We start from the raw sequence: 19,514 nt of genomic DNA, 5'->3' as shown, positions 1-19,514 counted from the left end.
ACTCCCGCGTCAGCATGCCTGACATGCACACGGGCAGTTACACAACGCACTCGCTGTGCTGCCCGCCTTATTTTTTCCTGCCTCTTGCGGCCGGGAAAAGGACAAGGTATGAGCAGATGCGGAATCATTTATGCTGGTTCCCGCGTTGGCCTGTGAAGGCACGCGGGAACCGGCTGCGTATACTCCGTTGTTTCATGCCGGTCCGCCGGAAAGGATGGCCCATGCATATAGCTGAAGGAGTTTTGTCTCCACCGGTTCTGGCCGCAGGCTACGCGCTTACCGCTGCCGGCACGGCCATAGGCCTTCGCAGGCTGGATTATGACAGGCTGATGACTGTAGCCATTCTGGCTGCGGTCTTTTTTGTCGGCTCTCTCATCCATGTACCCATCGGGCCTTCCAGCGCCCACCTTATCCTGAACGGCCTTCTGGGAGTGCTGCTGGGGTGGGCGGTCTTTCCCGCCATTCTGGCAGCTTTGGCCTTGCAGGCCCTGCTTTTTCAATACGGGGGGCTGGTGGTTCTTGGGGTCAACAGCTTTACCATGGCCTTTTCCGGCCTTGTGGCCTGGTATATTTTTCGTGGGCTTACGTATCTCTGGCCCGGCACACGGGGATTGCGGGCCGCCGCTTTTTGCGGCGGAGCCGTGGGCGTGCTGGGCGCTGGCCTCTTGACCGCCCTGGCTCTGGCTTTCAGCGACGAAGGCTTTCTTACGGCCGCCAGGCTCATCTTTTTGGCCCACTTGCCCATCATGCTGATTGAAGGGCTTATAACCATGTTCACTGTGGGGTTTATAGCCAGAGTGCGCCCGGAAATGCTACAGATCACAACACAGAAAAGCACAGTCTGAACATTGGGATATTTTCAAGACAAAATCCCCTTGCAGGTCGTCAGCCCATTGGACTGTCCCGGCAAGCGTGATGTACCCGCGTGGCAAACTGCTGGCCGCACAGCAGACGGAGCGGTTGTACAAAAAAACTTTCAGAGCGGAAAGGAATCGGCCATGCCGTATTGCAATAGAACATCATGCTCCCATGCCTCGGCAATCAACAGCTCCCGTCCCCCCTGCCTTTTCTTGCGCCTGCGCGGCTACGCGTCACCAGTCCCTGTCTATCTGCTCGCCTGCTTTCTGGCTGCTTCCCTCTACTTTTTCTCCTGCATTCCCGCGCAGGCCCACAGGGTCAATATTTTTGCCTGGACTGAAGGCCCCCAGGTGCAGGTGCAGTGCGGTTTCAGCGGTGGAAACAACGTAAAAAACGGCCAGATCACGGTATATGACGCCGCCAATGGCGCAATACTGCTCGAAGGGCGTACCGACATCAATGGCATGTTTCACTTTGAAATACCGCCCCAGGGCAGAAAGAACGGCTTGCGCATACGTATCAATGCAGGCGAGGGGCATCAGAACGAGTGGCGGCTTGATGCGGAAGAGCTGGCCCAGACTGCTGAACCTTCAGCCCCAAGTCCCGCACAGGCAGGGAATACCGGCACCGTAACCGCAGCGCAACATGCGGATACGACCATTACCGCACGGGCATCCACCGCGCAGGTGCAGGCTCCAGCCGTTGCCCCGGGCAACGGGACCGCCATCACAGCAGAGGAAATACGCGCCAGTGTGGATGCCGCCCTTGAAGCGCAGGATGCCCGTTTCAACGCCCTGCTGGAGTCCCGCCTGGCCCCGCTGCGCCGTCAACTGGCGGAAATGCGGCAAGACGGCCCGGGATTGAAAGAAATAGTGGGCGGTATGGGCTGGCTTGTGGGCCTGGCCGGAATTGCTCTGTATTTACGCTCACGGCATCGTTAAAGCCCGTCTGCCGCGTCATGTTTGATCAACCTTTTGTCCGCCCTTCAGCCATACAGCGCCTGGACCCACGTGTACGCATGGGCAGCGCCGCGCTGGCAGCGTTGAGCATTTCAGCATTGCAAACGGTTTCGGCGTGCAGTCTGGGGCTTGCATTGGGACTGTTTCTGCTGGTCTTTGCCAAACCACCCCTGCTTCCGCTGCTGCGGCGTCTGGCTGTGGTCAATATTTTTGTGGCCTTTCTGTGGTGTGTCACGCCCATAACCATGCCGGGGCGTGAAGTTCTCAGTTGGGGGCCTGTAAGCGCCAGCGCCGAAGGCCTGCATCTGGCCCTGCTGATAAGCATCAAGTCCAACGCCATTGTGTGCATTTTTCTGGCGCTCGTTGCCACCATGCACGCCTCCACTGCCGGACGCGCCCTCGAGTGTTTGCGCTGTCCACGCAAACTGGTTTTCCTTTTTCTGTTCACAGCACGCTACGTCCACGTTATCGCACAACAGTGGCAAAGCCTGAGCGTGGCTGCCCGGTTGCGGGGTTTTCGGCCCAAAAGCAACATGCACACTTACCGCACCCTGGCATCTCTGCTGGGGCTTTTGCTGGTGCGTAGTTATGATCGCTCCCTGCGAGTTCGTGAGGCCATGCTGCTTCGTGGATTTGCCGGCCAGTTTCATTCAGTGGCAATGTTCAAGGCCCGCCCTCCGGACATCCTGTTTGCCGTTTTTGTGCTGCTCTGCCTCGCGGGCATTGTAGCCGTAGAATACAAGGATACGCTTTATGGCTGATATTACGGATCCGGCACGCGCCATTTTTGTCCTTGAAAACATCCACTTCAGCTATGAGCGTGACGGACAGCAGCATCCAGTGCTCAGAGGCGTTGACATGGCCCTCATGCCGGGACAGCATGTAGGCTTTTACGGCCCCAACGGCAGTGGAAAAACAACGCTTTTCCGCTGCATAACCGGCCTGGCACGCCCGCAGCAGGGGCTTGTGCGCTTTCATGGCCGCGAACTGCATACCGAAAAAGATTTTTACCACCTTCGCTGCGGCGTGGGCTTTGTGCTGCAGCACGCCGAGGACCAGCTTTTTTTCCCGTCCGTGCTTGAAGATGTGGCTTTTGGCCCGCTGAACCTGGGCTTTTCGCCCGATGAAGCCCGGCAGCGTGCTGTTGAAACATTGCGGCACATCGGGCTGGACGGCTTTGAAAACCGCCTTACACACAGGCTTTCCGGCGGAGAAAAAAAACTGGTTTCCCTGGCTGCCGTGCTGGCCATGCGCCCGGAAGCCCTGCTGCTGGACGAGCCGACTAACGGACTGGACAACGAGGCCCGCCAGCACATCACCGATATTTTGCGCGGCCTTGACACTGCCCGTATAACCATTTCGCATGACTGGGATTTTCTGGCACAGGTTTCTTCCACATACCTCACGCTCGACAAGGGCCGCCTGAACGCCAATGCGCCGGACCTTACCCACGCGCATCCCCATACCCACCCCCTGGGCAACGAGCCGCACGCCCACGCGCGTTAAACCAGTCCTTTGGGCAAGCGATAACCGCATGTTGCCCGGCCCATGGCAGCAACGTGCCGTACACCTGCGCCGCACTCGCGATAAAAATCTTGATATATTAAATAAAATAGCTTTATATAAAGCATCACGCAGCCTGAAACCACGACCGCGTCTTTTGTCAGGATGGCCTATAAAGGATACTGGATTTATATTCCTATAAGCATTATACTGAACACGTTGCTGTTTTTCTTCCAGGACACATCGAAGGCGACCAGCCTTCACAAATCAATCCAGAACGTCATCATTCCCACCGATCCTTTGTAATAATGGACGGTTGAGATTTTTATGCTGAACAAATCAAGCATTATACCAGAACATATACAGCTCGAATCACACGACCCGGTATGGGAGTGGCACACGACATCCGACAGGCTTTTCATGAGCGTAGGCGCTCTTGCCCAGCTACGCATGGACGGCAAACCGCCACGCAGCATGAAAGACTATCTGGCGCACTGCCCCCTCGAAAGCCTGGCTCCCCTTCTTGAGTCTATGGAAAAAGCACTCAACGGCTCCCACGGGCCGCACCTTGAAGTGTTTTATCCTTTTGGCAATTTTTTGGTGCGGTCGCAAATACTGGTCTTGCGGCGCGATGTTTTCGGCCGCGGCACTCTGGTAACAGGGTGCAACGTGGCTATGGACAGGCAAAGACTTGCCCCCGCGGCCGCGGACGACGCTCCGGCGCCAACGCCCCACCCGCCGCCCCGAAGCATGGCCGAAGCCGCCGTTCCCTCTGCGGCCCGCAACGACGCCAGCCGCCTCATGCTGGCCCTCAACGCTGCCAGTGACGGCCTGTGGGACTGGGACCCGAGTACCAACGCCATCTATTTCAGCCCCCGCTACCTCGACATGCTTGGCTACACCAGCGAAGAATTCCCCCCTCTGTCCACCTCATGGACCAGCAAGGTACACCCCGACGATTACGATAACATCGTCCCCATGCAGATAGAATTCATCAACAACCCCAAAATGGGCGACAGCTTTGAGTGCACTTACCGGATGCAGCGCGGCGATGGTACCTGGGCCTGGATTCTCAGCCGGGGCTATGTGACCCACCGCGATGCAAGCGGCAAGGCCGTTCGTGTTGTGGGCCTGCATACAGACGTCAGCGCTAGCCAGGGCGACAGGGCACGGCTTGAGGAACTGGTGCGCAACGACGCCCTTACGGGGCTGCGCAGCCGCACCTATTATGGAATGACTGTCGACAAGCTGGAACAGCAGCAGATGCGGCCCGTCAGCATCATCATCGCCGATATGGACGGGCTCAAAATGGTCAACGACCATATGGGCCATACCGAGGGCAGTGAAATGCTCTGCCAGGCAGCCATCATACTGCGAGGCAGCCTCAATGCCACCGACTGCATCGCCCGCATGGGCGGCGATGAATTTGCCGCCATTGTGCCGGGGTGCGCCAGGGAAGACCTTGAAGCGCTCATCCAACGGGTCAGAGACGCCTTTGATGCCTATAATGCCGACACGAACCATGTGCCGACGCACATGTCAGTGGGCGGAGCATGCGCGGACGACATGAATACCACCCTGGCGCAAGCCCTGGCGGAGGCGGATCGCAGCATGTTGGCCGTCAAGCATGAAAGCAGCCCCAAGTGGCGCCTGCGCATAAAAAACTGGATAGAAAGCCGCACCGGCAAAACAATTCAGCTTGATGACAGCCGCTACAGGATGTCCCCCACGCACGAGGACTCTTGACGTGGACCGTGCTTTGAGCCAAAGTATGCCCATGTCCGAAGATAACCCTCCCCCTACGCAGGCCCTCGGCGCTTCCGTGACGGAAATTCCCGTTGTTCAGGAGCCCGAGAGCGGCCAGAAGCTACTTCAGTTCCTGCAACGTCGCTTGAATCTGCCCCAGGCCATGCTGCACCGTTGGGTGCGCACGGGACAGGTCAGAATCAACGGCAGCCGTTGCAAACCTTTTTCCCGTGTACAGACCGGTGATACCGTCCGCCTGCCGCCTTTCGCCATGAAGATGGCTGCGCAGTGCGACTCGGCCTCGCCCGCTCCGGCCAACAAGGGACAAAGCAAGGACGATGCCGCCGAAGACGGCCCCCCGCTGCCGCCGCTGGTTGGAAAATCCGGCTATCTGTGGGCGTTTGACAAGCCTGCCGGCCTGCCCGTCCATCCGGGAACCGGGCATGAAGACAGCCTGACCACGCGCCTGTCCTGCCATTTTGCCCAGGCCAGTTTTATGCCCACGCCCGTACACCGGCTGGACCGGGGAACTTCGGGGATCATTCTGGTAGCCGCCTCGTATGCCGCCCTTGATGAGGCGCAGCGGGCGTTGCGCGCCAATGCCATGCACAAGGAATATGTGGCCTGGGTAGATGGGCGCTGGCCCCATACGCAAGTCTGCCTTGTACGGCATTTTTTACGTAAGGAAGCCGTGGACGGCTTTGAACTGATGCGCCCGGTAACGGCCGACGCCCCGAACGCCAAAGAAGCCCTCTGCCTCGTCCGCGCCCTGAGCATCGGCGACAGGGCAAGCCTTGTGCAGGTGCGCCTGCTCACGGGGCGGACCCATCAAATACGGGTACAGCTCTCCAGCCTGGGGCATCCTGTGCTTGGCGATGCAAAATATGGGCAGGCCCGTGCAGGAGCAACCCTGTACCTGCATTCCTTACGCGTCGTAATGCCCGAAGGCCCGTCATTTGCCTGTCTTCCGCCCTGGAGCGGCCCGCGCGCCCTGACGGCCATGCCGGAAGGTATTGCATGCGACCTGCCCGCTTCCCCGCCGCCCGCCTGCCCTGATGGGGCCTTCCCATTGGGTGAAGATGCTGCTACAATTTCTCTTTTACATTAGGGTCCGCACAGGCGGGCCTTTCAAAAAGCGCCCCGCGAGAGCCCGCCGCCTTGCGTCAGGGACGCAACAAGGTTACCGCCATGGCTGAAACTCTGCCCCGCATCATTCTCGTGGGTCGCCCCAATGTGGGCAAATCCACCCTGTTCAACCGCCTTATCCGCAGCAACCGCGCTATCACCCACGACCGCCCCGGCGTCACTCGCGACCGCATGGAAGGCGTGGTGCGTCGTAACGGGCTGCCGGCCTTCGGCATTGTAGACACTGGCGGCATCACTCTTGACGCCCATGCCATGGTTGTTGAAGGCCCCGAAGGCATCCGCGGCTTTGAGCAAGACATCCTCGACCAGACCGAGGCCGCCATGAAAGACGCCGCAGCTGTCGCCTTTGTGGTGGATGGGCGCGATGGACTGCTGCCGCTGGACGAGCATCTTGCCGCCCACGTGCGTCGCAAGGGCTTGCCCACCATTTGCGTTGTCAACAAGGTGGACGGGGCTGAACGCGAGGACGAACAACTGGCGGAATTTCACGTACTGGGTTTTCCCTTGCTGGCTGTCTCCGCCGAGCACGGACACAACATCCGCGCCCTTGTGGAAGACCTGGCCGCCCTGCTGCCCGAAGACTCTTCCGAGGAGCCTCCGGCCCCCCCGGCTCTGCGCCTGGCCATGCTAGGCCGCCCCAATGCGGGCAAGTCTTCGCTCATCAATGCCCTTTCCGGCGAAGAACGCATGATCGTTTCCGATGTGGCGGGCACTACCCGCGACAGCGTTGACGTGCGCTTCAGCCGTAATGGAAAAGACTATGTTTTTGTTGATACGGCCGGTGTCCGGCGGCGCACCAAGATTACAGACAACGTAGAAAAATACTCTGTGAACTCGGCCATCAAATCCAGCACAAAAGCTGACGTGACCGTGCTGACCCTGGACGCGGCCGAGGGCGTGAGCCAGCAGGACAAACGCCTCATGGACATGCTTAATACGCGCAAAACACCGTTTATGGTCCTCATCAACAAGTGCGACCTCGCCCCACGGAACGCTCTGGACCAACTGAAAAAGAATATCAGCCAGATGCTGGCATTCTGCCCCCATGTGCCGGTCATGCTCGTTTCGGCTCTTACCGGCAAGGATCTGGAAAAGATACTGCCTCTCGCACAGCGCATTCATGAGGAATGCAGCATCCGCATCCCCACAGGGCGCCTCAACAGGGCCATGGAAGAGGTGCTTACCCGCCATCAGCCTCCTGTGGTCAAAAGGGCACGGGCCAAATTTTTCTATCTTACCCAGGCCGAATCCGAGCCGCCCACGTTTGTCTTCTTTGTGAGCGACGCCACGCGCGTACCTGAAAGCTACTCCCGCTACCTTGAGCGCGCACTGAGAAAAATTTTCGGCATCGTCCATGCGCCCATGCGCCTGCACCTGCGGTCCAGCCACAAGAAAAAAGAAAAATAGACCGGTATTGCACAAAAACCGGCCTGAAATCAAAAAAATACCCTGTTTTTCATAAGGCGGCCCGGATGCATCTACAGCATCCGGGCCGCCTCTCCATCTTGCGAAAAAACTCCGCATCTTTCACCGTGCGACACTTGACAGGCGCGGCAATCCGCATTGACAGGCCGCCCGCAATAAGGCAATAGAGAAGTCTTCATCCATTTTGAAGCGCAAACATACGCGCGACAATTTTCTCGTAGGAGGGGCTGATGAAAAAAGGTATAACCTTGCTTGCGGCAATGGCACTCTGCGCGGCTCTGGCCGCCCCCGCTCAGGCGGAAGACACCATCAAAATCGGTGTCGCCGGTGCTCACTCCGGCGATCTGGCCTCCTACGGCGTCCCCAGCCTAAACGCTGCCAAGGTGGTCATTGCCGATGTTAACGCCAAGGGCGGCATACTCGGCAAGCAGATCGAGCTGGTAGCCCAGGACGACCAGTGCAAACCCGAGCTGGCTACCAACGCGGCCACCAAGCTCATCTCCGACAAGGTGGCTGTGGTGATGGGGCATATCTGCTCCGGCGCCACCAAGGCCACCCTGCCCCTGTATACCGATGCCAAGATCGTGAGCATGTCGCCTTCTGCCACCACTCCCGGCCTTACGGAAGACGGCAACAACCCGTACTTCTTCCGTACCATCGCCAACGACAAGGCCCAGGCCAGGTTGACCAGCGACTTCATGCTCAACAACCTCAAGGTCAAAAAGGTTGCCTATCTGCACGATAACGGCGACTACGGCAAGGGCTTTGTGGACAATAACCGCGAACACCTCGAAAAGGCCGGCGTCAAAACGGTTCTGTTTGAAGCCATTACCCCCGATGCCGTGGACTTTTCCGCTGTTGTGCGCAAGCTGAGACGCGAGCAGCCCGACATCGTGGTTTTCGGCGGGTATCAGCCTACGGCCTCCAAGCTGCTGCAGCAGATGCGCCGCGACCGCGTGACCACGGCCATGCTCGGCCCTGACGGACTTATGGACGAAGCCTTCATCAAGATGGCCGGCAAGGCCAGCGAGGGCGTGTACTCCTCCTACCCCAAGGACACCAGCAACCTGCCCGCTTACAAGGCCGCCCGTGAAGGCCACGTAAAGATGTTCGGCAAGGATCCCGGCTCGTTCTACTACAATGGCTATGCCGCCACCCAGGCTCTGGTCAATGCCATTGAAAAAGCCGGCAGCACCGACACAGCCAAGGTTGTGGAAGCCCTGCACGCCGCACCTGTAGACACCCCGCTGGGAACCCTGACGTTCAGCAAAACCGGCGATGCCGCCGGTATGGCTCTTTCCATCTATCAGGTCAAAGACGGAAAATTTGTGGAACTCGACCACAGCATCGTCCTTGAATAGTTGATCAAGGGGGCGCGGCCATGGCCGCGCCCCCGTTTTCGCACACACTTTCGGCTTCGGCCGACGGCATAACGGAACTGACGCCGGGAGCATGGCATTGCCAGGCCCCGGCGCGCGCGGGACGGCATGGACATCCAATTTTTTATAGAACTTTTCTTTGGTGGGCTCACCAGAGGCAGTATCTATGCGCTCATAGCCTTGGGCTACACCCTGGTTTACGGCATTATCGAGCTTATCAACTTCGCCCATGGCGAAATTTATATGCTTGGTGCATTTACGGCCCTGCTGGTTGCCGGGGTGCTGGGCGTATACGGTTTTCCCGCTGGCGGCATACTTGTTGTCGCGGCGCTGGCGGCCATTGTATGGTGCGCCGCCTACGGCTACACGCTGGAAAAAGTGGCGTACAAGCCCCTACGCGGCGCGCCGCGGCTATCGCCGCTGATCTCGGCCATCGGCATGTCCATATTTTTGCAGAACTATGTGCTGCTGGCTCAGACTTCGGACTTCGTGCCTTTTCCCAGCCTGTTGCCGGAAATGGATTTTCTTGAGCACATCGGGTATGTCATGGGCCCCAGCGACTTTCTGATCCTTGCTGTCAGCACCATTGCCATGGTTTCGCTCTCGCTTTTCATACGCTACACCCGCATGGGCAAAGCCATGCGCGCCACCGCGCAGAACAGAAAAATGGCTCTGCTGCTGGGCATCAATGCCGACCGTATCATCTCCCTGACATTTATCATCGGTTCGGGGCTGGCTGCCCTTGGCGGCGTGCTTATTGCCTCCCATATGGGACAGGTAAACTTCGGCATCGGCTTTCTGGCCGGGCTTAAGGCCTTTACGGCGGCGGTGCTCGGCGGCATCGGTTCCATACCCGGAGCTATGGTGGGCGGTCTTGTGCTCGGCCTCGCCGAAAGCTTCACCACCGGCTATTTTTCGGGCAACTATGAAGACATGCTGGCCTTTGCCATCCTGATCCTCATTCTGATTTTCCGCCCCGATGGTATCCTGGGCAAAGCCAAAGTGCAGAAGGTGTAGCCATGCAAAGAGTTATCAAAGCCGCCATAGCGGCACTCTGGTTCATGGTGCTCACCCTGCCCGTACTGGGCATCAAGCTGAACACCATTGAAAGCACCGTTACCTGGCGTCTGGACCGTATCGCTCTGCTGGGCGTGGGCATTTTTGTGCTGGCCCTTATCTGGGACTGGTGCTTCAGCCGAAAGGCCAGGGGCCTGTCCATTATCAAACTGCCGGACAACTTCAGCCTCGGCTCGGGCATGGCCGCCCTTTCCGAACGGCCCGCCCTTATGGCTGGCAGCCTGGCTATTCTCGCGGTCATCATGATTGTTATGCCGCTGGTGGTTTCATTTTACCAGACCAACATCATGATTTCGGCGCTGCTTTACATCATGCTGGCGCTGGGCCTGAATATTGTGGTGGGCCTGGCCGGTCAGCTTGTGCTCGGTTATGTGCCGTGGGGGCTTACGCCTACGGCCTGCTGCACCAGTTCTTCGGCTGGGGATTCTGGGTATGCCTGCCCATAGGCGGCTTTGTGGCCGTCATCTTCGGTCTGGCCCTGGGCTTTCCTGTACTGCGCCTGCGTGGCGACTATCTGGCCATTGTTACCCTGGGTTTTGGCGAAATCGTGCGCCTAGCCCTGCAAAACTGGACCAGCCTTACCGGCGGGCCGCGCGGCGTGGGAGACATTCCCCGTCCCGGCTTCTTCGGCATGGAAATGGATATCAGCACCAGTACAACCTATGTGTATTACCTTGTGCTGGCGGCAGTGGCTGTCACCATCATCGTTATCAGCCGCCTGAAAAACTCCAGGGTGGGCCTTGCGCTACAGGCATTGCGGGAAGATGAAATTGCCTGTGAAGCCATGGGGATAGACATCACACGAGTCAAACTGTCCGCGTTTGCTCTTGGCTCGTGCTGGGCCGGTTTTGCCGGAGTTATCTTTGCGGCCAAAACAACCTACATCAATCCCTCCAGCTTTACTTTTATGGAATCGGCCATGATTCTGTCCATGGTGGTGCTGGGCGGCATGGGTTCCATCACCGGCGTGGTCATAGCCGCTCTTATTCTCATACTTGCGCCGGAATATCTGCGTGCCTTCTCTGAATACCGCATGCTCATCTTTGGAGCCATCATGGTAATCATGATGATTTTCCGGCCTCAGGGCCTTATCAGTGGCGAACGGCGTCGCTACCGTATCAGCGGCCTTCATGAATCCAAGGGAGGCCGCCAGTGAACCCCGTGCTTGAAGTACAGGACCTTTCTCAGGATTTTGGCGGTCTGCGCGCTCTTAACGAGCTGTCGCTTACAGTCAACAGCGGCGAGATTGTGGCCCTTATCGGCCCCAACGGCGCGGGCAAGACCACATTTTTCAACTGCGTGACCGGCATCTATACCCCTACCGAGGGCAAGATGTACCTTTATGACCGTGAAGGCGGCCCCAAACTGCTTAACGGCAAAAAACCGCATGTTATCACGGCCATGGGCATGGCCCGCACGTTTCAGAACATCCGCCTTTTCAGCGACATGACCGTACTGGAAAACGTCATGATAGGCCGTCACTGCCGTACCCGGGCGGGCATTATGGGAGCCATCCTGCGCGATGGCCGCACTCGCCGCGAAGAGCAGGAAAGTATCGACGCAAGCTACGCCCTGCTGGAGCTGGTACGCCTGCAAGACGTGTGGAACGAAACCGCGCGCAATTTGCCCTATGGCGCACAGCGGCGGCTTGAAATCGCCCGTGCTCTGGCCACAGAGCCGCGCATGCTGCTGCTGGACGAACCCGCAGCGGGCATGAACCCGCAGGAAACCAACGAGCTCAAGGACCTGGTCTGCTCCATTCGCGATGACCAGCAGCTTTCCATCCTGCTTATTGAGCACGACATGGGCATGGTCATGTCTCTTTCAGACCGCATTTACGTTATGGAATACGGCTCATGCATTGCTACGGGCAAACCTGAAGAAATACGCGTCAACCCGCGGGTCATCAAGGCATACCTGGGAGAAAGCGATGCTTGAGCTGCGTAATGTAGATACCTTTTACGGCAATATTCAGGCCCTGCGGGACATTTCCCTCAAGGTTGACGAAGGTGATATTGTCACCCTGATCGGGGCCAACGGCGCGGGCAAGTCCACCACGCTCATGACCGTTTGTGGTATCAACCGCCCACGGCAGGGAGAAATTCTCTGGTATGGCAAACCGATACATCAATTGCCCCCCCATGAGATCGTTTCGCTCGGCATTTCTCAGGTTCCTGAAGGGCGCCTGATCTTTCCGGATCTGAGCGTGCGCGAAAATCTGGATCTGGGCGCTTTTTTGCGACAGGACAAGGAAGCCGTCAAGGAAGACCTGGACTATGTGTTCAGCCTCTTCCCCATCCTGGCCGAACGCCGCAAGCAGGCAGGGGGAACCCTCTCCGGCGGGGAACAGCAGATGCTCGCCATCAGCCGCGCCCTCATGGGCCGCCCCAAGCTGCTTTTGCTGGATGAACCCTCCCTGGGGCTTGCGCCCATTATCATTCAGCAGATCTTCTCCATCATTCAGAAGGTCAATGCCACAGGAACCACGGTCTTTCTGGTGGAGCAAAATGCCAACCAGGCCCTGCGCATCGCCAATCGCGGCTACGTTATGGAAAACGGCCGCATTGTCATGAGCGACAGCGCCGCCAACCTGCTGCAAAGCGAAGAAGTGCGCACCGCATACCTTGGTATGTAGTGCGGCGCTGTTCCGGCGGTCTGAAGTATTTCGGGCGTGGGGTACACGCCATGCGATGCAAAAAATTCAAAAGCGGTTCTGCCTCTGGGCGGAGCCGCTTTTCTGCTTATGGGTCATTGTCCGGCGGGGTTGGCAGGATGGATTCCCCGGCGGCCACATGTTTCCGAAAACTCCTGCGAGCCGCGGCGACCGAAGTGTTGGCGTAGCAATAAACGCAACCATGCGGACAGGTATTATACTGTCCAATGTCTTTGCACGGCACACACAGGCAGTCCGGGCGCTGGCCCGGATCACGCGGGTAAGAGCGCCCGGTTGCCCCCGGAGCCCCAGGCAGCAGCAACTGTTCGCTGCCGCTGAGCTTCAGCAGGTCAAGCACGTCCGGATGTCGTCCGGCGAGGCGCAGCACAAGCTCCGGGTCGGTACAGCGGTTGTGCGCCACTCCCTGAGCGGAAAGATCCATCTTTTCACCGCATGTGGCGGCCCGCATACCGTAGTTTGCACAAATATCCGCTATGGCCGCGCCTGTCTGCCGCATTTCTTCTGGTGTAAAATCACGCCAGGCAATGCCGTTTCGTCGCAAATTGCCCTCCACCTTACGGTAGGGGGCGATGTCGGCAAAGCTGAAAACGAGCTTGGTCGTATGCCCGGCCAGCGCTTTTGCCAGGGCGGCGATTCTGTCCAGCAGAACAGCCGGGGCAGGTATGGTGCACCCGTGTGCCGCGGCCAGCAGCAGCGGATCAAAGCGCCAGACCATGCGCTCCGGGCCGAGCCTGTCCGCCAGATGACGAAATGTTTCCACCCGCTCGCGCAATGGCGGCAAACCGGGTTCCCAGCCTTCGTTTTCGTAATTATTAAGTGTATATTGCAGGTAGCCCGTCAGGCCATGCTCCTTGATCTGAGGCAGATATTTGAGCAGCGGCGCAGGATTTTTACTCCAGAAAACAGCCAGCCGCGCCCGCGCGAAAGACACGTACTGCGGCCGCCCGTTAAAGGGATTGACCCAGCGCGCGTAGCCCGCCCGCAAGCGCTCCATAAACCAGGGCATATAAAAAGCCGGTATATCCGTGGCGCGGCTTATCGCCAGTAAAACCGGGGCTATGGCCGAAATCGGGCCGTTCGCCGTGTGGATAGTAATTCTGGGCCACTTCATACAGCCAGTTTGGCAAGGCAGCGCAGGGCCGTCAACACATCTTGCCGCACCGCAGGCTTGTTTTGACAAATTCCACGCAATTGCTATTCTCAGCAGAACAAGCCTACAGATATAAAACCCCAAACATACTGGTATTGCATGTCTTTTTTTTCCTGGCTGCAACGCATCTTCACGCCGCCCTCCACAGGCGACCCGGACCTTGATGAAGAAAGCGTCAACTTTCAGTGGAACCAGAACGCCCGCATCGTGCTGGCCATTATTATCGTCATTTTATCGGCCTTCGTGGTCTACTGGATATTATCCTGATGTCTGAAAAACTCTGGCGCCTTACTGTGCGCGACGACTTTTCCGCAGGGCATGCCCTGCGGCATTATGAAGGCAAGTGTGAGCGCATGCACGGCCACAACTTTGCCGTGGAACTGACGGTTGAAGGCAACCGCCTTGCCCCGCAGACAGAAATGCTGCTGGACTTCAAGATATTGAAAAAGACGCTTAAAGCCGTACTGGATGCGCTGGATCACCGTCTGCTCAATGAAACTCCGCCTTTTGACCGCATCAATCCCTCGTCAGAAAATCTTGCACGTCATATCTGGCAGGGCATGGAGGCGCTGCTGGCGGAACACGAAGATCCACAGGCCCGGCTGGTGCGCTTGCACAGCGTTACCGTGTCGGAAAAAAGCGCGCAAAGCGCCACCTACCTGGAAACGCGCTAACCCGCCCGCCCCCGGCAGCAGAAAATATCGCTATGGCACAGGCCCTCTGTCTTTTGCATGCCAACTGCCAGGGCGAGGCGCTGCGAATTCTGCTGGAAAATTCTCCGGCCTTTGCGCGGCGCTTTGCCGTCCGGCACTACGTCAACTACACACGGGAGCATATTGACGGGCGCGACCTGGAAAAATGCTCCCTTTTTCTGTACCAGGCCCTGGCCCCCAAGTGGGGGCATATCTCCACAGAACAGATATTGCCCCGCCTGCCCAGGTCTTGCCAGTCAATTGAAATCCCCAATCTTTTTTTCAAGGGATATTGGCCCTTCTGGAGCAATGCCCCGTCCATCAATTTCGGCGACAGTCTGCTTGAAACCTTGCTGGCAAAAGGCCTTAGCCCGCAGGAGGCGCTCAATATCTACCTGCGGGCAGGCCCCGCCCTTATGGGAGATGTGGCGGCCGTAGCTGAAGAAAGCCTGCTGCGGGAAGAAGAAAAGCAGGCCGCAGGCCCCATACACTGCGCAGCGTTGCTGCGCGAACGCTGGCGTGATGAACAGCTTTTCATTACTGTGAACCATCCCGGACGCACCCTGCTCTTTCATGTGGCGGACAGACTGTTGCGCCTGCTTGGCCTGGGGAACCTGCCGCCGGATGTGCGCCGTGACTATGTGCATCCGCTTGAAGACTTCTGGCTGCCCATCCATCCTGTCGTGGGATCTGTTTTGAGGCTGCCCTTTGCCACGGCTGACAGGCGCTATCCTGTCTACCGCACCAGTCTCACCCACGCGCAGTACACTGGCTGCTACCTTGCGTGCAGAAGCCATAATGTTTCGGACCTTGTAACATTTCTGGAAAACCTGCCGCCCGGGCAGCATTCGTATGCCTGAGCGCAAGAAAGGAGTTTTTATGAAAGTATTGCTTATCAACGGCAGCCCGCACCCCAAAGGCTGTACCTTCACGGCGCTGTCCACCGTGGCGGCGCAACTGGAACAGAACGGCGTTGAAAGCCAGATCATCCAGATTGGCTCCAAGGCCATACGCGGCTGTATAGCCTGTGGAAAATGTAAAGAAACCGGCTACTGTGTCTTTAAAGACGACCCGGTCAACGAAACCATCGATCTGTTGCGCGCTGCTGACGGCGTTGTAGTAGGTTCACCCGTGTACTATGCCGGCCCCAATGCCACCCTGTGCGCCCTGCTGGATCGTGTATTTTACATGAAATCCGCCCCGTATGCCTTCAAGCCTGCCGCCGCCGTCGTAAGCTGCCGCAGGGGCGGGGCCAGCGCCTCTTTTGACAGGCTGAACAAATATTTCACCATTGCCCGCATGCCTCTCGTATCCTCCCAGTACTGGAACTCCGTTCATGGCAACAATGCGGAAGAAGTCGTGCAGGATAAAGAGGGGCTGCAAATCATGCGCACCCTCGGCAACAATATGGCATGGCTCATAAAATGTATTGCCGCAGGCAAGGCTGCCGGAATCAATCCCCCCACGCCCGAAGCATGGGAGCCCACCAACTTTATCCGTTAGAGAGTTAACGCTTCAAATGGCTGCTTGACGGCGAATCAACGCGGCTGTCGTCGCCCGTAACGTCCTTTGCCGTAAGGGGCGAAGCACGTTCACCTTGCAGCCGTTTCGCAGCGCGGATTTTTTAAAAATCCGCGCAGAGCGTTCCGATTTTTCAAGATTGAACTGCTCTACATCCAGAGCAGTTGATAGTGAAACAGGCACTTACGCCGGGTAAACCCCGCCAGCGCCTGTTTTACGGCAAAAATTTGTGTCTCCACTCTTGCGGAGACTGCAAACGGCAGCCGCGTTAAAGTATTCGGCAGAACGCCCCGAAAAAGCGTTTTTACAGGGCAAGAACAAAAAGCGCCCGGGATACACAAAGTATTCCCGGGCGCTTGCTTTTGTAACAACACCTTACGGCAATCGCGGCTTCAACGGCATAAGCGCCTTGTACGGTCCCCGCATCTTATACACAAAGTCGGCCATGCCAAGGTCACCACTGACCACAAGCATGAGCAGCACGCCGGAAGAGGCGTCTTCGCGCACAATACTGTAGCCTTTCAGCCCCTGCTGTTCAAAAGTGAACTCCCACTGTCCCTGACGCAGCACAGGCTTGCCACCGCCCAGTCTTTGCGCATTGGCCCTGGCAGCCGCCTCGGCTTCTCCGGCTTTGGCAGGCCCCACAATGATCAGGGCCGAAGCCTTATGGTCCTTCTGCCCCAGCAGCACCTGAACGGCGTCCTTCACTTTGGCGGGTCCGTTAACCACTACCCAGTCTGCGGGCAGGTCCACACTGTAATATTTGGTAGTCACGGGTACGGCCTGGGCTTTGCCCGTCAAGGGCGGCAAAACCAGCAGAGCCAGCAAAAAAAGCAGCGCTCCGGTGACTGTAAGGCGGCGAAAACGGGGCATGGCATTCTCCATTATTTTCCGTAAAAACTGACAACTGGCAATAGTCTACGGTTCATGCGCCGCCATGTCCACATAAAGCCCCTCAGGCCCTTGCCCGCCACGAACAATATTTGTAGTATCTGCCTCCAGTGAGGGGTGCCATGCTGCAAAAACTGAATTCTCTACGCTCCAGGCTTTATGTCCACCGTTTTGAACTGCTGATGGCTTCGTTGCTCTGCGTTTTTGTGTGCAATATTTTCTTTCCCAACAATATCTATGGCGGAGTGGCCCAGTCCATTTACCTGCCGTTCCAGTTACTGGCGGGATTGGTAATTTTTGAGTTCAAGCGGCGTGTCATATGGCTCGTGGTGCTTTTTGGCGTGCTGCTGCTCATCTGCCGGGCGCTGAACATCTTTTTTGTCAGCAATTTTCTGACTGAAATGCTGCTGCTCTATATCTGTTTTTTCGGCAGCATCATGCTTGAGGTTTTCAGGCAGATATACAAGGCGCACATGGTCACAACCCGCATTGTCTATGCAGCGGTCTGTGGCCTTATGCTCATTGGTTACTGCGGATTTTATCTTTTTCTTGCCATTGAATTTGCCCATCCCGGCTCTTTCAACGGTCTGGGCGATGGTGAAAACGCCATCAATAATCTCTTTTACTTCAGCTATGTCACCATCTTGACCATCGGCTACGGCGACATTACCCCCAATACCTGGATAGCCAAAAATGCCGCAGTGCTCGTGGGTTTTATCGCCTACGTCTATTCCATCGTGGTCATTGCCACCATCGTCGGCAGGGTGCAGCGCGCGCCCCACCCCGCGCCTGACGGCAGCCAGACCGGTATTGCCCCGCACAGCGTCCCCATTGCCCAGAACAAGCCGCAGGCAGTGCCGCAATCCGGAGGGGAGCACCCCCAGACTGCCGACAGGCCCCCACAGGGTTAAAAACGGGCCCCAAGACTCCGGAGCGGGCCAGACGCATCACCACAAAAACACACAGCCTCAGCCGTCCCTTGCAGAAGGGTTACGGCTGAGGCTGCATCATTTGCAGCATGCTGCCAAACGTCGAGGCAAGTCCTTGCAGGATGTTGATGGCGCTTTGCTAACGTGCGGATTAACGGCGTTCCTAACGCCCTACGCCTTGCGCCTGAACATCCATACCGCCACGGCAACGGTAACAATGCTGATACAGGTAATCTTGCCCAAACTTACCGCGGCGGCGGCCACCGTAATATCTTTCAGAAAAACACCCTGCGTGATGGTTGTAAAATGCCGCAATGGATTCAACTGGCTGGCGTGTTGCAAAAAAACCGGCATATTCATGACAGGGGTGACCGCGCCGGAAATGAGAATACAGGGAACCCCCACAGTAAATGCGCCAAGAAATGCCTGCTGCTGCGTGGCTGAAAGGGAAGACACCATAAGCCCTACCCCGCCCGAAGCTGCCGCAAATACAAGCATTGCCGCATAGAGCAGCAGCACGGAACCCGTGAACGGCACACCGAAGCCCAGTACGGAAATAAGCAGGAATATGGTTCCGTGCACCATGCCCACAAGACAGCCCGGCACCAGTTTTGCCAGGGCAATTTCCGTAGGTATGGCGGGAGAAACCAGCAACTGGTCGAAAGTTCCCACCTCGCGCTCCCGCGCTACGGAAAGCCCTGTGACGACCAGCCCCAGCATGAAACTCAGCATACCTATAAGGTTGGGCAGAAAAAACCACTGAAACTCAAGATTGGGGTTGAACCAGCAGCGCATGCGTATATCCAGTTGCGGGACTTCAGCAGCCATATTTTGCGCTGCCTGCGCGCGTGGCGTCGCCGCCGCCACCTGTGCCGTCATGCGCTCCAGATAATAGGCGGCGATCTGTGCCGCATTGGACCGCCGCCCGTCCAGAATGACCTGTGCCTCCGCCGGCTCGCCCTTATCGATACGGCGCGAGAACTCTTCGTCAAAAACCAGTACAAAAAGGGCTTTCTGCTGCTCCAGCGTGGGGCGAATCTGCCCCTGCCCCTCTATATGCGCAATGCGCCGAAACGTGGGCGAGCCTTCTATGGAGTGTATGATATCACGGCTCCAGCGGCCGCTGTCATAATTGAGCACGGCCACATCCACATTGCGTACCTCCATTGTGGCGGCCCAGCCAAAAATGACGATCTGCATGAGCGGCGGCACGACAATAAGAAAGCGCGAAATGCGGTTGCACAAAAGCACCAGCAGTTCCTTGCGCACGATGATCGCCATACGCCGCCAGTCAAGACGCGGAAAAAATGCGCTCAGCCGGGACATGCCCCCTGCCGCCATTTTTCTGGCTGCATGAAAGCCTGTGAAGCGCCGCGCCATCCTACACATCCAGCCTTTTTACAAGATTTTTGTAAACCAGGCCCAGCAACACCGCAGCCAGCAGGCCCATAAAGGCCAGACTCGGACCGAAGATTTCCCACACATCACCTGTCAGAAAAATCGTCCGCAAACAGGTGTTGAAGTAACTGGCGGGCAGTAACCGCGTGAGGGCCTGAAGAACAGG

19 protein-coding genes and 2 pseudogenes are annotated in these 19,514 nt (G+C 57.5%); 17 read left to right on the top strand and 4 right to left on the bottom strand.

Going from position 1 to position 19,514, the window contains the following annotated elements; all coding sequences use genetic code 11:
- Positions 1 to 221: 221 nt before the first annotated feature.
- From cbiM to QZ377_RS10205, 12 genes and pseudogenes are all read left to right on the top strand, one after another.
- Positions 222 to 845 carry a cobalt transporter CbiM gene (gene cbiM / locus QZ377_RS10260; RefSeq protein WP_291441056.1) on the top strand — a complete coding sequence of 208 codons (624 nt, stop codon included), beginning with the start codon at positions 222 to 224 and terminating at the stop codon, positions 843 to 845.
- Positions 846 to 998: 153 nt separating this feature from the next.
- The gene (locus tag QZ377_RS10255) at positions 999 to 1,799 is read left to right on the top strand and encodes a cobalamin biosynthesis protein CbiL (RefSeq protein ID WP_291441055.1); all 801 of its coding nucleotides are present in this window, start codon (positions 999 to 1,001) and stop codon (positions 1,797 to 1,799) included.
- Between the two features lie 17 nt (positions 1,800 to 1,816).
- A complete protein-coding gene (cbiQ, locus tag QZ377_RS10250) occupies positions 1,817 to 2,578 on the top strand; it encodes a cobalt ECF transporter T component CbiQ (RefSeq protein ID WP_291441054.1) in 762 nt (253 codons plus the stop codon).
- On the top strand, positions 2,571 to 3,323 hold the full coding sequence (locus tag QZ377_RS10245; protein WP_291441053.1) for an ABC transporter ATP-binding protein: 753 nt from the start codon (positions 2,571 to 2,573) through the stop codon (positions 3,321 to 3,323). Before cbiQ ends, QZ377_RS10245 begins: the two co-directional genes overlap by 8 nt.
- A 324-nt stretch (positions 3,324 to 3,647) precedes the next feature.
- Positions 3,648 to 5,066: a sensor domain-containing diguanylate cyclase gene (locus tag QZ377_RS10240; protein WP_291441052.1), complete on the top strand. Its 1,419-nt coding sequence runs from the start codon at positions 3,648 to 3,650 to the stop codon at positions 5,064 to 5,066.
- 31 nt (positions 5,067 to 5,097) lie between these two features.
- On the top strand, positions 5,098 to 6,174 hold the full coding sequence (locus QZ377_RS10235) for an RluA family pseudouridine synthase (RefSeq protein WP_365854884.1): 1,077 nt from the start codon (positions 5,098 to 5,100) through the stop codon (positions 6,172 to 6,174).
- An 80-nt stretch (positions 6,175 to 6,254) separates the two neighbouring features.
- Positions 6,255 to 7,619 (top strand): ribosome biogenesis GTPase Der, encoded by a 1,365-nt coding sequence (gene der / locus QZ377_RS10230; protein WP_291441050.1) that lies wholly within the window; start codon positions 6,255 to 6,257, stop codon positions 7,617 to 7,619.
- 248 nt (positions 7,620 to 7,867) lie between these two features.
- Positions 7,868 to 8,998, top strand: coding sequence for a branched-chain amino acid ABC transporter substrate-binding protein (locus tag QZ377_RS10225; RefSeq protein ID WP_291441049.1), 1,131 nt, complete (start codon positions 7,868 to 7,870; stop codon positions 8,996 to 8,998).
- Between the two features lie 126 nt (positions 8,999 to 9,124).
- Entirely contained in the window at positions 9,125 to 10,033 is a 909-nt protein-coding gene (locus tag QZ377_RS10220; protein WP_291441048.1) for a branched-chain amino acid ABC transporter permease LivH, read from the top strand.
- Between the two features lie 2 nt (positions 10,034 to 10,035).
- Positions 10,036 to 11,249: pseudogene (locus QZ377_RS10215) on the top strand (branched-chain amino acid ABC transporter permease).
- Positions 11,246 to 12,031, top strand: a complete 786-nt coding sequence (locus QZ377_RS10210) for an ABC transporter ATP-binding protein (RefSeq protein ID WP_291441047.1) — start codon at positions 11,246 to 11,248, stop codon at positions 12,029 to 12,031. Before QZ377_RS10215 ends, QZ377_RS10210 begins: the two are co-directional and overlap by 4 nt.
- A complete protein-coding gene (locus tag QZ377_RS10205) occupies positions 12,024 to 12,728 on the top strand; it encodes an ABC transporter ATP-binding protein (RefSeq protein WP_291441046.1) in 705 nt (234 codons plus the stop codon). The genes QZ377_RS10210 and QZ377_RS10205 overlap by 8 nt, the downstream gene beginning before the upstream one ends.
- A gap of 106 nt (positions 12,729 to 12,834) precedes the next feature.
- On the opposite strand, the gene QZ377_RS10200 is transcribed toward QZ377_RS10205, so the two are convergent.
- Positions 12,835 to 13,878 (bottom strand): DUF1848 domain-containing protein, encoded by a 1,044-nt coding sequence (locus QZ377_RS10200; protein ID WP_291441045.1) that lies wholly within the window; start codon positions 13,876 to 13,878, stop codon positions 12,835 to 12,837.
- Positions 13,879 to 14,016: 138 nt separating this feature from the next.
- Between QZ377_RS10200 and QZ377_RS10195 the strand changes: the two genes are divergently transcribed.
- From QZ377_RS10195 to QZ377_RS10180, 4 genes are read left to right on the top strand one after another with little or no spacing between them, the layout of a single operon-like run.
- Positions 14,017 to 14,184: a hypothetical protein gene (locus QZ377_RS10195; protein ID WP_012625110.1), complete on the top strand. Its 168-nt coding sequence runs from the start codon at positions 14,017 to 14,019 to the stop codon at positions 14,182 to 14,184.
- Positions 14,184 to 14,591: a 6-carboxytetrahydropterin synthase QueD gene (gene queD, locus QZ377_RS10190; protein ID WP_291441044.1), complete on the top strand. Its 408-nt coding sequence runs from the start codon at positions 14,184 to 14,186 to the stop codon at positions 14,589 to 14,591. Before QZ377_RS10195 ends, queD begins: the two co-directional genes overlap by 1 nt.
- A gap of 32 nt (positions 14,592 to 14,623) precedes the next feature.
- On the top strand, positions 14,624 to 15,469 hold the full coding sequence (locus QZ377_RS10185) for a WcbI family polysaccharide biosynthesis putative acetyltransferase (protein WP_291441043.1): 846 nt from the start codon (positions 14,624 to 14,626) through the stop codon (positions 15,467 to 15,469).
- Positions 15,470 to 15,488: 19 nt separating this feature from the next.
- Positions 15,489 to 16,112, top strand: a complete 624-nt coding sequence (locus tag QZ377_RS10180) for a flavodoxin family protein (protein WP_291441042.1) — start codon at positions 15,489 to 15,491, stop codon at positions 16,110 to 16,112.
- 393 nt (positions 16,113 to 16,505) lie between these two features.
- Here QZ377_RS10180 and QZ377_RS10175 read toward each other — a convergent pair whose 3' ends face one another.
- Complete coding sequence (locus QZ377_RS10175) at positions 16,506 to 17,003, bottom strand: hypothetical protein (protein WP_291441041.1); 498 nt, start codon at positions 17,001 to 17,003, stop codon at positions 16,506 to 16,508.
- 140 nt (positions 17,004 to 17,143) lie between these two features.
- Between QZ377_RS10175 and QZ377_RS10170 the strand changes: the two genes are divergently transcribed.
- Complete coding sequence (locus tag QZ377_RS10170; protein WP_291441040.1) at positions 17,144 to 17,932, top strand: potassium channel family protein; 789 nt, start codon at positions 17,144 to 17,146, stop codon at positions 17,930 to 17,932.
- A 189-nt stretch (positions 17,933 to 18,121) separates the two neighbouring features.
- Here QZ377_RS10170 and QZ377_RS10165 read toward each other — a convergent pair whose 3' ends face one another.
- Together QZ377_RS10165 and QZ377_RS10160 are read right to left on the bottom strand one after the other, a co-directional pair.
- Positions 18,122 to 19,276 (bottom strand): ABC transporter permease, encoded by a 1,155-nt coding sequence (locus tag QZ377_RS10165; RefSeq protein WP_291441039.1) that lies wholly within the window; start codon positions 19,274 to 19,276, stop codon positions 18,122 to 18,124.
- A 55-nt stretch (positions 19,277 to 19,331) separates the two neighbouring features.
- Positions 19,332 to 19,514: pseudogene (locus QZ377_RS10160) on the bottom strand (ABC transporter permease subunit); the annotation flags it as partial.

This window comes from Desulfovibrio sp., assembly GCF_019424165.1.
Taxonomy (GTDB): Bacteria; Desulfobacterota; Desulfovibrionia; order Desulfovibrionales; family Desulfovibrionaceae; genus Desulfovibrio.
The sequence above is the reverse complement of the archived record's forward strand: the minus strand, read 5'-3'. Positions and strand labels throughout refer to the sequence as shown.

Coding starts and splice junctions, on each gene's coding strand:
- QZ377_RS10225 (WP_291441049.1), top strand. CDS start 7,868: ATGAAAAAAGGTATAACCTTGCTTGCGGCAATGGCACTCTGCGCGGCT.
- QZ377_RS10240 (WP_291441052.1), top strand. CDS start 3,648: ATGCTGAACAAATCAAGCATTATACCAGAACATATACAGCTCGAATCA.
- QZ377_RS10180 (WP_291441042.1), top strand. CDS start 15,489: ATGAAAGTATTGCTTATCAACGGCAGCCCGCACCCCAAAGGCTGTACC.
- der (WP_291441050.1), top strand. CDS start 6,255: ATGGCTGAAACTCTGCCCCGCATCATTCTCGTGGGTCGCCCCAATGTG.
- QZ377_RS10205 (WP_291441046.1), top strand. CDS start 12,024: ATGCTTGAGCTGCGTAATGTAGATACCTTTTACGGCAATATTCAGGCC.
- QZ377_RS10220 (WP_291441048.1), top strand. CDS start 9,125: ATGGACATCCAATTTTTTATAGAACTTTTCTTTGGTGGGCTCACCAGA.
- cbiM (WP_291441056.1), top strand. CDS start 222: ATGCATATAGCTGAAGGAGTTTTGTCTCCACCGGTTCTGGCCGCAGGC.
- QZ377_RS10185 (WP_291441043.1), top strand. CDS start 14,624: ATGGCACAGGCCCTCTGTCTTTTGCATGCCAACTGCCAGGGCGAGGCG.
- QZ377_RS10165 (WP_291441039.1), bottom strand. CDS start 19,276: ATGTCCCGGCTGAGCGCATTTTTTCCGCGTCTTGACTGGCGGCGTATG.
- QZ377_RS10175 (WP_291441041.1), bottom strand. CDS start 17,003: ATGCCCCGTTTTCGCCGCCTTACAGTCACCGGAGCGCTGCTTTTTTTG.
- QZ377_RS10255 (WP_291441055.1), top strand. CDS start 999: ATGCCGTATTGCAATAGAACATCATGCTCCCATGCCTCGGCAATCAAC.
- QZ377_RS10235 (WP_365854884.1), top strand. CDS start 5,098: ATGTCCGAAGATAACCCTCCCCCTACGCAGGCCCTCGGCGCTTCCGTG.
- QZ377_RS10200 (WP_291441045.1), bottom strand. CDS start 13,878: ATGAAGTGGCCCAGAATTACTATCCACACGGCGAACGGCCCGATTTCG.
- QZ377_RS10170 (WP_291441040.1), top strand. CDS start 17,144: ATGCTGCAAAAACTGAATTCTCTACGCTCCAGGCTTTATGTCCACCGT.
- queD (WP_291441044.1), top strand. CDS start 14,184: ATGTCTGAAAAACTCTGGCGCCTTACTGTGCGCGACGACTTTTCCGCA.
- cbiQ (WP_291441054.1), top strand. CDS start 1,817: ATGTTTGATCAACCTTTTGTCCGCCCTTCAGCCATACAGCGCCTGGAC.
- QZ377_RS10245 (WP_291441053.1), top strand. CDS start 2,571: ATGGCTGATATTACGGATCCGGCACGCGCCATTTTTGTCCTTGAAAAC.
- QZ377_RS10195 (WP_012625110.1), top strand. CDS start 14,017: ATGTCTTTTTTTTCCTGGCTGCAACGCATCTTCACGCCGCCCTCCACA.